The organism is Arthrobacter sp. 10L430 (assembly GCF_056395245.1).
Genome location: NZ_JBFTJD010000076.1, coordinates 1 through 473 on the forward strand (window position 1 = coordinate 1; position 473 = coordinate 473).

The following is a 473-nucleotide window of genomic DNA, read 5'->3' on the forward strand; positions in this document are numbered from 1 at the left end:
GCCCTCGCCACCAACACCCTGCCAGCCACCGGCGGACTCCGGCCCCAGGTCATGGTCACCATCAGCTACCAGGACCTCCTGAACCGCCTCCACACCACCGCCGCCAACGGCCCCCGCTACACCCGACACACACCCACGACCCGGACAACGACCAACACCGGCGACCCCAGCAGCCGCCCCGGCGACAATGCACAAACCCACTGGCAAAACCCGGCAGCCACAGGCACTGCACCCGCAGCGACCGACGACACCGCCGGCGGCCAGCCCCCGCTCCCCGGCACCCCCGCCGGGACCGGGACGTTCGCCTTCACCGGCCCCGTCACCCCCGCCGGGACCGGGACGTTCGCCTTCACCGGCCCCGTCACCCCCGCCACCGTCCGCAAAATCGCCTGCGACGCCGACATCATCCCCATCCTCCTCGGCAGCCAAGGCCGCATCCTGGACATCGGCCGCACCACCCGGATCTTCCCACC

At 72.1% G+C, this 473-nt stretch carries 1 pseudogene; it reads left to right on the top strand.

What is annotated here, in order from left to right:
• Positions 1-473: pseudogene (locus tag AC1DDG_RS21735) on the top strand (HNH endonuclease signature motif containing protein); the annotation flags it as partial.